At 71.2% G+C, this 10,675-nt stretch carries 10 protein-coding genes; 5 read left to right on the top strand and 5 right to left on the bottom strand.

The window, feature by feature from the left end; all coding sequences use genetic code 11:
• The first annotated feature begins 174 nt into the window (after positions 1-174).
• Both AP234_RS33785 and AP234_RS33780 read left to right on the top strand, forming a co-directional pair.
• Positions 175-1,446 (top strand): histidine kinase, encoded by a 1,272-nt coding sequence (locus AP234_RS33785; RefSeq protein ID WP_235558540.1) that lies wholly within the window; start codon positions 175-177, stop codon positions 1,444-1,446.
• Between the two features lie 14 nt (positions 1,447-1,460).
• The gene (locus AP234_RS33780; protein WP_055483830.1) at positions 1,461-2,111 is read left to right on the top strand and encodes a response regulator; all 651 of its coding nucleotides are present in this window, start codon (positions 1,461-1,463) and stop codon (positions 2,109-2,111) included.
• 16 nt (positions 2,112-2,127) lie between these two features.
• On the opposite strand, the gene AP234_RS33775 is transcribed toward AP234_RS33780, so the two are convergent.
• Genes AP234_RS33775 through AP234_RS33760 form a run of 4 tightly spaced genes read right to left on the bottom strand, consistent with a single transcriptional unit; the run spans position 2,128 to position 5,796 of the window.
• Positions 2,128-3,408, bottom strand: coding sequence for an alpha/beta hydrolase family protein (locus AP234_RS33775; protein WP_152990777.1), 1,281 nt, complete (start codon positions 3,406-3,408; stop codon positions 2,128-2,130).
• 44 nt (positions 3,409-3,452) lie between these two features.
• Positions 3,453-4,493 (bottom strand): hypothetical protein, encoded by a 1,041-nt coding sequence (locus AP234_RS33770; protein ID WP_055483829.1) that lies wholly within the window; start codon positions 4,491-4,493, stop codon positions 3,453-3,455.
• Positions 4,490-5,386: an ABC transporter ATP-binding protein gene (locus AP234_RS33765; RefSeq protein ID WP_055483828.1), complete on the bottom strand. Its 897-nt coding sequence runs from the start codon at positions 5,384-5,386 to the stop codon at positions 4,490-4,492. Before AP234_RS33765 ends, AP234_RS33770 begins: the two co-directional genes overlap by 4 nt.
• Positions 5,383-5,796, bottom strand: a complete 414-nt coding sequence (locus tag AP234_RS33760) for a GntR family transcriptional regulator (RefSeq protein WP_152990776.1) — start codon at positions 5,794-5,796, stop codon at positions 5,383-5,385. The genes AP234_RS33765 and AP234_RS33760 overlap by 4 nt, the downstream gene beginning before the upstream one ends.
• A 571-nt stretch (positions 5,797-6,367) precedes the next feature.
• Here AP234_RS33760 and AP234_RS33750 point away from each other — a divergent pair.
• The 3 genes from AP234_RS33750 (at position 6,368) to fahA (ending at position 10,156) form a co-directional block, all read left to right on the top strand.
• Positions 6,368-7,753 carry an MFS transporter gene (locus AP234_RS33750; RefSeq protein WP_063843201.1) on the top strand — a complete coding sequence of 462 codons (1,386 nt, stop codon included), beginning with the start codon at positions 6,368-6,370 and terminating at the stop codon, positions 7,751-7,753.
• A gap of 298 nt (positions 7,754-8,051) precedes the next feature.
• Positions 8,052-8,936 (top strand): hypothetical protein, encoded by an 885-nt coding sequence (locus tag AP234_RS33745; RefSeq protein WP_235558539.1) that lies wholly within the window; start codon positions 8,052-8,054, stop codon positions 8,934-8,936.
• On the top strand, positions 8,933-10,156 hold the full coding sequence (gene fahA, locus AP234_RS33740) for a fumarylacetoacetase (protein WP_055483825.1): 1,224 nt from the start codon (positions 8,933-8,935) through the stop codon (positions 10,154-10,156). Before AP234_RS33745 ends, fahA begins: the two co-directional genes overlap by 4 nt.
• Before the next feature lie 228 nt (positions 10,157-10,384).
• On the opposite strand, the gene AP234_RS37565 is transcribed toward fahA, so the two are convergent.
• Positions 10,385-10,675 (bottom strand): CGNR zinc finger domain-containing protein (locus AP234_RS37565; protein WP_200926845.1); only part of this gene is annotated, 291 nt, incomplete at its 5' end.

The following is a 10,675-nucleotide window of genomic DNA, read 5'->3' as shown; positions in this document are numbered from 1 at the left end:
GAGGTGCCGGAGGAGATCGAGGATCGTGTCGGTCATGGTCGTCGACGCTAGAAGGCCGAGACGGGCGGGCACCGTGGACGAACGGCATCGATCGACCCTTACCTTCGACAGGGTGCGGCTGGTCCTCGGGGAGGAGGAACGAATCGCCCGCGCCCTTATAACCTCGCAGACGTGATGCGGTGGATCCGGCGTTCGAGCGCCCGGGAGGTGTCCGCGGACCTCCTCCTGTGGGCCGTGCTGTGCCTGCCGGTGGTGCTCGTCCCCGGGGACCCCTACGACTGGTCTCCGCGTAGCGGCAACGCGCTCGTCGGGCTCGTCGTCGCCGGCGTGGCCGTCGTGACGCTCGCCGTGCTGGTCAGCCGGGCCGCCCCGCTGGCCGCGATGCTGATCGCGCTCGTCATGGGGCCGTGGCGGGCGACGGAGGCACTGGCGACCGTGACCCTGTGGCCGCTGAACACCGTGGTGAAGGTGGGCCCGCTGAACGGGTTCACCCTCGCGATCGTGATGTTCAGCTATTTCGCGGGGCGGCGGACGGCCAGGCCGCGGCCCGCGCTGTACGTCTTCGGGGTGATCTTCCTGTTCGGGGGGATCGCCTGGGCCGTCACGACGTCCGGGCCGGTGCCGCGCGAGACGGTCTGGATCCCGATCCTGACCGGGGTGCTGATCAGCAGCGTCTTCCCGTGGACGGTGGGACGTTATCTACGCCAGCGGGTGGAGCATCGCGAGCGTGAGCGGCGGATGGTCGCCGATCAGGCGAGACTGCGCGAGCGCGCCCGCATCGCCCAGGACATGCACGACTCGCTCGGTCACGAACTCGCCCTGATCGCGTTGCGGGCGGGTGCGCTGGAGGTGGCGCCCGACCTGCCGGAACGGCACCGGGCCGCCGCCGGCGAGTTGCGCCAGACCGCGGGCGCGACGACCGAGCGGCTGCGCCAGGTGATCGGGGTGCTTCGGGAGGACGGGGAGTCGCCGCCGATGGCCCCGTACGCCGAGGGCATCGCGGCGCTGGTCGAGCGGGCCGCGGCCTCCGGCATGGCCGTCGAGCTCGATGGCGGGTCCGCACTCGCCGGGTCATGGCAGGGCGACGACTGGGGGCGTTCGCTGGTGCACGGCGCGGCGTACCGGGTGGTGCAGGAGGCGCTCACCAACGCGGCGAGGCACGCGCCCGGCGCACCCGTCTCGGTCCGCGTCGAGGACGCGGGCGGCGTCGTCACCGTCTCGGTCTCCAACCCCGCTCCGGCGGGGGCGACCCGTCCCGGCATGGGGCTCGTCGGCCTGCGAGAGCGCGTACGGCTTGCGGGGGGTGCGTTCGACGCCGGCTGGCGCGATGGCCGGTTCGAAGTGATCGCCCGACTGCCGTTCGAGCAGCCGTTTGATCAGCCGTTCGAGCAGCCGTATGAGCGGCCGTACGCGTCGCCGTCCGAGCAGCCCTACGAGCTGCCCTAGGAAGGGAGAGCGACGTGATCAAAGTGCTGCTGGCCGACGACGAGGCGATGATCCGGGCCGGGGTGCGGGCGATCCTGGCGACCGACCCGGAGATCGAGGTGATCGCCGAGGCCGCCGACGGGCACGCGGCGGTCGAGCTGACGCTGGCCCACCGCCCCGACGTCGCGCTGCTCGACATCCGGATGCCGAGGCTCGACGGGCTGGCCGCCGCCGCGGAGATCCGCCGGGCGGCGCCGGACGTCGGGGTGGTGATGCTGACGACCTTCGGCGAGGACGAGTACATCGCCCGCGCCCTGGGCGAGGGCGCCGGCGGGTTCCTGCTCAAGTCGGGCGATCCCCGCGAGCTGATCGCCGGGGTGCGGGCGGTCGCGGACGGGGCGGCATACCTGTCTCCCCGGGTCGCGCACCGGGTGATCACACAGCTCAGCGGGGGACGGATGCGTCGGGCCGTCGACGCGCGGGCGAAGACCGATGGCCTGACGCCGCGTGAGCGTGAGGTGCTGGCGCTGCTCGGCTCGGGGCTGTCCAACGCGCAGATCGCGAACCGGCTCCATCTCGTCGAGGGGACGGTGAAGGCCTATGTGAGCGCCATCCTGGCCCGCCTCGGGGTCGGCAACCGCGTCCAGGCCGCGATCGTCGCCTACGAAGCGGGCCTGATCGGCTAGGGAGTGTCAGACACGCCTAACGGCAGATCTTCTCCTCGACCGAGCAGTGCTCGACCTCGGGATAGCGCGCCGACGGCTTGTCCAGCAGAGGCTGGCGCTTCTTGCGCAGGTGCAGGTCGAAGAAGGCCGCGACGTACCTGCGGGTGATCTCCATGGAGCGGAGGCCGGGGATGTCGGCGCCGAGGTCGATGCCGAACTGGTCGCCCAGCACGCTGAGATCGGTGAAGGAGGTGTGCGCGGCCCCGGTGACGAGCAGCCAGCGCTTCCATCCGGTCATGAGCTTCCAGTCACGTTCCCAGCCGGCGACCTCCGGCCTGCCGGATCCGGGGGTGTACGAGGACGACTTGCCCAGGAAAAGGAACGGCCGCGACAGCCCACTGGCCGGGATCGAGGCGTACGTGCTGCCGTCGATGTCGATTCCGGCGCGTATGCGGGAGTCCCTGAGCATGGCCGCGATGCTGCTCGCTCCGCCGATGGAATGGCCGGCCATCGCGATCCGTGATCGGTTGATCAGGCGCGCGCCCTTCCACTTGGGGTGTGACCCGGTGAGCTGGTCGAGCACGAAGGAGACGTCGGCCGCCCGGCTGTTCACCAGCTGCTCCCACCACGCCGGCTCCTTCTTGATCTTGCAGGTGACGCAGGTGGTCACCCGGCCGTCGGGGAAGGTGGTGGCGACGTTCTCGTAGGTGTGGTCGATCGCGGCCACCACGTAGCCCCTGCTGGCCAGGTCCTCGGCCAGCGAGGTGAGTTCGGAGCGGGGCTTGGAGTGGCCGGGGGAGAGCACGATGAGGGGCAGGCCGTGCTTCTTTCCGGCCGGTTTCGCGTCGGTGAAGGCGTTGGTCCGCGTCCTGCTCAGGACGTCCAGCGGCACTCCGGTGATCCCCCCGTCCTCCAGGAGGAGCTGGGACTCCTTCGGCGTCATGTACTGGGCTCGGTGGCGTCCGGGAGACTTCGCCGGGTACCACAGGGAGACCATGAGCTCCCTGACCTTCATCTCCGGGACCCATGGGTCGGGACGGGAGGTGTCCTTCAGGTAGAGGGCCGTGGTGCCGACCGCGTGCTCGCCGGTCGGCTTGGGCAGGTACGGCGTGCCGCTCGGCTCGCTCGCGGAGGCGGCGGCGGGCGTTGCGGTGGACGTTGCGGTGGACGTTGCGGCGGATGCGGTGGCGGATGTGGCGGCGGCGGGTGCGGACGCGCCCGCGGTGGTGGCCGCCACGGTGAGCAGCCCGGTGATGACGGCTCGGCCGATGCCGACATGCCGGCCGGCGGCAGGACGCGGTTCGATCGCATGGCTCATGGAGACGGTGGTCCTTTCGAAAGGGGACGGCGACGGGGGACGGGTCAGGACAGGCGGCTGCGGGTCCACCTGAGGCAGAGCCAGGCCAGCAGCGCGGAGAGGGCGAGAAAGATCGCGGTCTCGACCGCCTGCAGGGCCCAGAAACGGTCGGCGGGCTGGTAGGTCACCCGCTGCCGGTAGCCGAGGTCGGCGAGCCTGGCAAGACACTCTTGGCCGACCACCGGACCGGACGGGGACGCCCGCTCCGGTGGCATCGGTGGCAGCAGGCAGGCCGCCGCCCAGGACGGCACCGTGGCCGCCCTGCCGGTGGCGTCGAAGGTCTCGTTGGCCAGGACCCACGCGCCCGGTGGCCCGGCCACCTCCAGCTCCTCCACCTCGCCGGTGGAACCGTTCACTCCCAGCTTCGTGATGTTCGCCGCTGTGATCGTGACGGTCTCCTGGGCTGCGGGGATCACGTACGGGCGCACAGCGAGGGGCACGGAGATCTGGACGGCGGCGAACACGGCGAGCGTGACGGCCATGGCGAGCACGGTGCGGCGCAGCAGGATCCCGGCGGCGACACCGACGACGAAGGCGAAGGCGGCGTGGCCGACGGGCACGATCCCTCGGGCGCCGAACAGCAGCGGCGAGATCCGCGCGGTGAAGGACTCGGCGTCGGCCACATCAGTGAAGACGTCGACCCTGACCGGGACCGTGGACGGTCGACTGGCGGCGTCGACGGGACCGGCCCACCAGGTGACCAGAAGACTGAGCGACCCGGCCGCGGCCACCGCGGCCAGGCCGGTGAACGCGAGTTTGGTGGCCAGCCACCGGGCCCGGGTGACGCTCTGGCTCCACACCAGGCGGTGGGTGCCGGCCTCCAGCTCCCGGGTTACCAGCGGCGCGCCCCAGAAGACGCCGATGACGGCGGGCAGGAGGTACGTCACCACGATGCCGCCGTAGTACAGCCTGCTGTCGGCCGGGGCGAGCCGTACGACGCCGGACGGGGGACGCCCGGCGATCACGAGGATGGCGGCGAGCACGGCGAGCAGGCCGTACACCGCCGCGGCCTGGGCGCGGAACTGCCGCCAGGTCAGCCAGATCACCGCAGCACCTCCAGGGCGGGGCGCGGGCCGGGGCCGGCCTCGGCGGGACGGCTCATATAGGCCAGCACAAGATCTTCCAGGCCGACCGCGCTGACGGTCCAGGCAGGATCGAGGATGGGCGCCTCGGTGCGGATCACCAGCGTGGACTGCCGCTCGGTATGGCCGGCCGAGATGACCTCCTGGTCCGCCGGCAGCGTGTCGACGTCGCGGCGCGGCCCGCTCAGCCGGTGATGGGCGGCCAGGAGCTCCTCGACCTCGCCTGCCAGCCGCACCTGCCCGGCGACCAGCACGACGAGGTGATCGCAGACCCGTTCCAGGTCGGCGACCAGGTGGGAGGACATCACGACGCTGAGTCCGTGCTCGGCGACGGCCTCCATCAGGTCCTGCAGGAACTCCCGCCGGGCGAGCGGGTCGAGGGCGGCGACCGGCTCGTCCAGGATCAGCAGCTCGGGCCGTTTGGCGATGCCCAGGGTCAGGGCGAGCTGGGCGCGCTGACCGCCCGACAGCTTCCCGGCCCGCTGGCCCGGGTCCAGGCCGAGCCGCTCGATCCGGCGGTGTGCCAGGGCATCATCCCAGTTCGGGTTGAGCCGGGCCCCGAGGCGCAGGTGGTCGGCCACGGTCAGGGTGGGGTACGTCGGGGTGTCCTGGGCGATGAAGCCGACCTTGGCTAGCTGAGCCGGGCCGCTGCCCGGCACGCCGCCGCACACCTCGATGGTGCCCGTAGTCGGGGCGAGCGTCCCGGCGGCCAGGTTCAGCAGCGTGGACTTCCCTGCGCCGTTGGGCCCGACCAGGCCGGTCACATGCCCGGCCGGGATGTCCAGCGTGCAGCCGGTCAGCGCCCAGCGCCCTCGGTACTTCTTGGTCAGTCGCCGGGCTCGTAAGACCGCCGTCACGCTATCTCCTCTTCAGCGATGGTCCGAAAGGTGGTCATGAACAGGGCCTCGATGCTTTCGTCGTCGAGCCCGGCCCGGCGGGCCCTGGCCAGCCAGCGCCGCAGGTCCTGCCGCAGCGGTCCGTGCGCGGCGAGCGTGGCGTCGGTCAGCGTCCGGGTGACGAACGTGCCGACACCGGGGCGGGCGGCGACGAGCCCGTGGTGTTCGAGTTCCCGGTACGCCTTGAGCACGGTGTTGGGGTTGATCGCCAGCTGGGCCACCACGTCCTTGACCGTCGGAAGCCGGTCGCCCTCACGCAGGAGGCCCAACCGCAGCGCGTGCCGCACCTGCTGGACCAGCTGCAGGTACGGCGAGAGGCCGGACCTGCCGTCCAGATGGAACTCGATCACCGATTCCCTCCGATCCTTCATTTATCTAGGATGCTAGCACTTTAGGTAAATGGAGGAAGTCGTTCAACCGCACCCTCTCCGTGATCTTGCAATTACTCCCAGTCGACGTCGGGAGCGGGCGCTTCGCTTTCGTGATCTTGCAGTTTCTTGTGGCTCACTGCGGTGAACTGCGGAAACGGTATTGGTGATCTTGCAGCGATGACCTGGAAACGTGGACGGCGGCGCGCACGAAGATCGCAGTCGGCGAGACCTCCAGACCGTCCGCGAGCGTCCCGGGCCCCGCTCCTGCCGCTGCCCCCGTCCTCGCCACATGACCGCCGTCCTCGTGGCCGTCCTCGTGGCTGTCCCGGTGGCCGTCCCGGCGGGTCGTCGCCGCTGCCGCGTCGGCCATCGCTCTCATGGCCGGGGCGGGTCTGGCCGCCGTCGGTCTCGGCGGTGGGTTCCAGGGACGTAGAACAGATCGATACCGACGTACACGTGCTGTCGGCCACCGTCTACGCCCATGGTTGATCCGTTGCCATAACTGGGAAACCCGTGCCGGACTTCTACCCGAATGCCAGATGATGTCTCCAGGCAAACGAAAGGTAGCTCAGTGGGCGGTTTTGGGAGAATCGGGGTCCTTGTCGTCGCCAACCTGCTCGGTGGCGTCGGCGTCGCCTCCGGGGTCGCGGTCGGGGCGTTGCTGATCGAGCAGGTCGGCGGTACGACGATGGCGGGGCTGGGTTCGGCCGCGAACGTGCTCGGCGCGGCGATCGCCGCGGTGCCGCTGGCCACCGTCGCCTCCCGGTACGGGCGGCGCTGGTCGCTCACCCTGGGCTACGTGATCTCCGTCGTCGGCGGTGCTCTGATCATCGCCGCCGCTGTGCTCTCCAACATCGTCGTCATGCTGGCCGCGCTGGCCCTCTTCGGCGTCGCGCAGGCGGTGAACCTGCAGACCCGGTACGCGGCGGTGGACGACACCCCGCCCGCCACCCAGGCCAGGGCGATGTCGACGGTGATCTGGGCGACCACCGTCGGGTCGGTGGCCGGGCCCAACCTCAGCGAGGTCGGGGACAGGCTCGGGATCCGGCTGGGGCTGCCCGAGCTGTCCGGCCCCTACCTGTTCTCGGTCCTGTCGTTCGCGTTGGCGGCGGCAGTGGTCGCGCTGCTGTTCCGGCCTGCCGTACGGCCCCAGGCGGCCGCGGCGGCACGGGCCGCGCGGGCGCCGGGCTCGGTCGGCGCCGGATCCGGTCCGGCCGAGACCGGGCGGACTGAGACCGGACAGACTGAGATCGGGCGGACTGAGGCCGGGCGGACGGTGGGCGCGCTGGCCGCGCTGCGCTGGGCGGCGGCGCATCCGGTGGCCCGCTTCGCCGTGGTGCTCATCGCTACGGCACACGCGGTGATGATCACGGTGATGGTGATGACGCCGCTGCATCTGCAGCATCATGGGATGACGCTACAGGTGGTCGGGCTTGTGATCAGCCTTCACATCATGGGGATGTACGCGTTCAGCCCGATTTTCGGCTGGCTGGCCGACCGGTTCGGCGCAATGCGGGTCGCGTTCGGCGGCATCGTGATGCTCTCAGTGGCCCTGGTGCTCGGTTTCCTGGCCGCGACCCTGCCGGCGGGCGGAACCCTCACCGCGGTCGCGCTGACCATCCTCGGCGCCGGCTGGTCGGCCTCGCTGATCTCCGCTTCCGTGCTGCTGGCGAACACCTCGTCGGCCCGGGTCCGGGTGCCGCTGCAGGGCGTCACCGACGCCGGCATGAGCTACGCGGGAGCGGCCGCGGCCGCGCTGGCCGGACCGATCCTCGCCCTCGGCGGCTTCCGCGCGGTCAACATCGCCGCGGCGATCATCCTTGTGCCGGCCGTGCCCGCCGGGATCGCGGCGCTGCGCCGGTGGGATTCGGGTCGGCGGGGCTCCGATGCCGCCGACGCGGCGCCGGAGGGCCCGCTCGACGAGGGGGAGCGTCAGGACGCCGCCTCGCCGCACTGATCACGGGCGGCCGATCGCGGGTAGCTGATCACGGGCGGGCTCGGCCGGCGCCCGCTGATTGATCAGACGGCATGATCAGAAAGGGCGATCGGACAGGGTGATCGGACAGGGTGATCGGACAGGGTGATCAGACAGGGCGATCCGGCGGTTTGATCTCGATGTGCGGAAAGGGTTGATTGTGCAGATTGTCTTGTGCTGATCGACACGGCGTCGATCGGTCTGGGCACATTGCCAGGTACGGAACGGGTGCGGCGAGTTCGCGCTGATCAGCGGGGGGAAGCTCCATTAGCATGCGATCGTGGACAGCGACGAGGTGACGTTCTCCGGTGGCGAGGCCCTGTTCGCCTCGCTGTTCGACGACGCCGCGCTCTTCCCGCCCGGCGACGCACCGATGGCCGAGGCCGTACCGGCGCATCGCCGCCATCGCACGTCGTGGTACGCCGGTTTCGTCGGGCCGTTCATCTGCGCGGACACCCGGCTGGCCGAGCTCCCGGCGGATCTGGTGATCAGCGTCGTGGTGACGGGCGGACCGGGTGCGATCGAGCGGCTCGGCCCGCTGCCGAACGCGGTGGCGCTGGAGGTCTCTGGTGTGGCCGACCCGGCGGACGCCACGGCGGCCGTGGCCGCGCTGCGCGGCCGTACGGGCGGCGTTGGGGACACGGCCGGGTTCGTCGAGGTTCCGCGGACGGCGTGCCTTCCCGTGCTCGACGCGCTCGCGGGCACGGGGTGCTTCGCCAAGTTCCGCACCGGCGGCCTCCAAGCGCGGGCGTTCCCGTCCGAGGCCGAGCTGGCCGAGGCGATCGTCGGCTGCGTCGGCAGGGATCTGCCGTTCAAGTGCACCGCCGGACTGCACCATGCCGTACGGCACACCGCTCACGACACGGGCTTCGAGCACCACGGATTCCTCAACGTGCTGCTCGCCACGAGCGCGGCCCTGGACGGCGCGACGGCCGCCGAGGTGTCCGGGGTGCTCGCACTACGGGACCCCGCCGCTGTGGCCGACCGGATCCGCGCGCTGGGCGAGGACCGGGTGGCGGCGACACGCCGGATGTTCCGTTCCTTCGGCACCTGCAGCATCGACGAACCCCTTGAGGATCTGGCCGCGCTCGGCCTGATCGGCATGCGGACCACGACGGCGACTGTGACTACGACGACGACCGCGACCGGACAGGAGCGACCTTGACCTGGCTCGATCTTCGCCCCGACGATGCCGGATGGGGCTTGGACAACCTGCCCTACGGCGTGTTCTCCACCCGGTCCGACGGGCTGGATCGCCGGGTCGGTGTGGCGGTCGGCCGGCACGTCCTGGACCTGGCCGCCGTCGCGGAAGAGCTGTGGCCCGCCATGGCCGGCACGTTCGCCGAGAGCACACTCGACCGCTTCATGGCGGGTGGCCGGGCCGTGTGGGACGAGACACGCGAACGTATCATCGGCTGGCTCACCGATGCCGCCCACGAGCGCGCCGTGCGTCCGCACCTGGTCGGCCGGGACGAGGCGCGGCTCCACCTGCCCATCACCGTCGCCGACTACGTCGACTTCTACGCCTCCGAGCACCACGCCACCAACCTCGGCCGGATGTTCCGTCCGGGGCAGGAGCCGCTGACCCCGAACTGGCGGCACCTGCCGATCGGCTACCACGGCAGGGCGGGGACGGTCGTGGTCTCCGGCACGCCGGTCGTACGGCCACGCGGGCAGCGCCGTACTCCGGACGGCGACATCGTCTTCGGCCCGTCGACCCGCCTCGACATCGAGGCCGAGCTGGGATTCGTCGTGGGCGCCCCCTCCACACTGGGCACGCCGGTGCCAATGGAGGAGTTCGCCGAGCACGTCTTCGGGGCCTGCCTGGTCAACGACTGGTCGGCCCGGGACATCCAGTCGTGGGAATACGTGCCGCTGGGGCCCTTCCTCGGCAAGTCGTTCGCCACGTCGATCTCCCCGTGGGTGGTCCCGCTGGCCGCGCTGGAGCACGCCCGGGTGGAGCCGCCGGCACGCGAGCCGAGGCCGCTGCCGTACCTGGACGACACCGATGCGGGGCCGTGGGGGTTCGACATCCGGCTGGAGGTGCGCCTCAACGGCCACGTGGTGTCGCGGCCGCCCTTCGCCGGGATGTACTGGACGGCCGCGCAGCAGCTCGCCCATATGACGGTGAACGGCGCCGGGTTGCGCACCGGAGACCTGTTCGCCTCGGGCACGATCAGCGGGCCACGGCCCGACGAGCGCGGCTCCTTGATCGAGCTCTCCTGGTCGGGCGAGACGCCGATCGAGTTGCCCGACGGGAGCAGGCGCACGTTCCTGGAAGACGGCGACGAGGTCGTCATCACCGCGACCGCCCCGGGATCGGGTGGGGGCGTCGTCTCCTTCGGCGAGGTCAGCGGCACCGTCATGCCGCCCCGCTCAGGCTGATCCGCTCGGGTTGAGCGCTCAGGCTGATCCGTTCCGACTGATTCGCTTCCGTTCCGACTGATTCGCTCGACTTGACCTGCTCAGAGTTATCCGCTCGAGTCGACCCGCCCGGATTGAGCAGGCTGGTCCGTCCGGGCTGATCCTCCGGGCTGATCCGCTCGAGTCGACCTGCTCGGACTGATCCACCCTGACTGACCTGCTTGAGGGAGCCCGCGGATTCCTCCGGGATCAGTCGGGTGCGCGCCTGCGCCGGGCGGCGTAGGCGCGCGCCTTGGCCCGGTTGCCGCAGACGCTCATCGTGCACCAGCGCCGGGTGCGGCTGCGGGTGCCGTCCCAGAACACCCACTCGCACGCGTGATCCGGACACTGCTTGAGGCGCTGCCATTCCCCGGCGGCCACCACCAGGGCCCATGCGACGCCGATCGCGGCGAGCAGGCCGTCGCCGAGCAGGGGACCGCCGGGCTCGGGCTCAGGCCCCAGGCGTGCTCGTAGGGGCACCGTGTCGAGCACGGACTGCGC

Origin of the sequence: Sphaerimonospora mesophila (assembly GCF_001417795.1) — a bacterium.
GTDB lineage: Bacteria > Actinomycetota > Actinomycetes > Streptosporangiales > Streptosporangiaceae > Sphaerimonospora > Sphaerimonospora mesophila.
Note: the sequence above shows the minus strand (reverse complement) of the source record. Positions and strands in the feature narration are given on the sequence as shown.

Excerpts from the sequence above, each read along its gene's own strand:
- AP234_RS33785 (WP_235558540.1), top strand. The coding sequence starts at position 175 with ATGCGGTGGATCCGGCGTTCGAGCGCCCGGGAGGTGTCCGCGGACCTC.
- AP234_RS33775 (WP_152990777.1), bottom strand. The coding sequence starts at position 3,408 with ATGAGCCATGCGATCGAACCGCGTCCTGCCGCCGGCCGGCATGTCGGC.
- AP234_RS33760 (WP_152990776.1), bottom strand. The coding sequence starts at position 5,796 with ATGAAGGATCGGAGGGAATCGGTGATCGAGTTCCATCTGGACGGCAGG.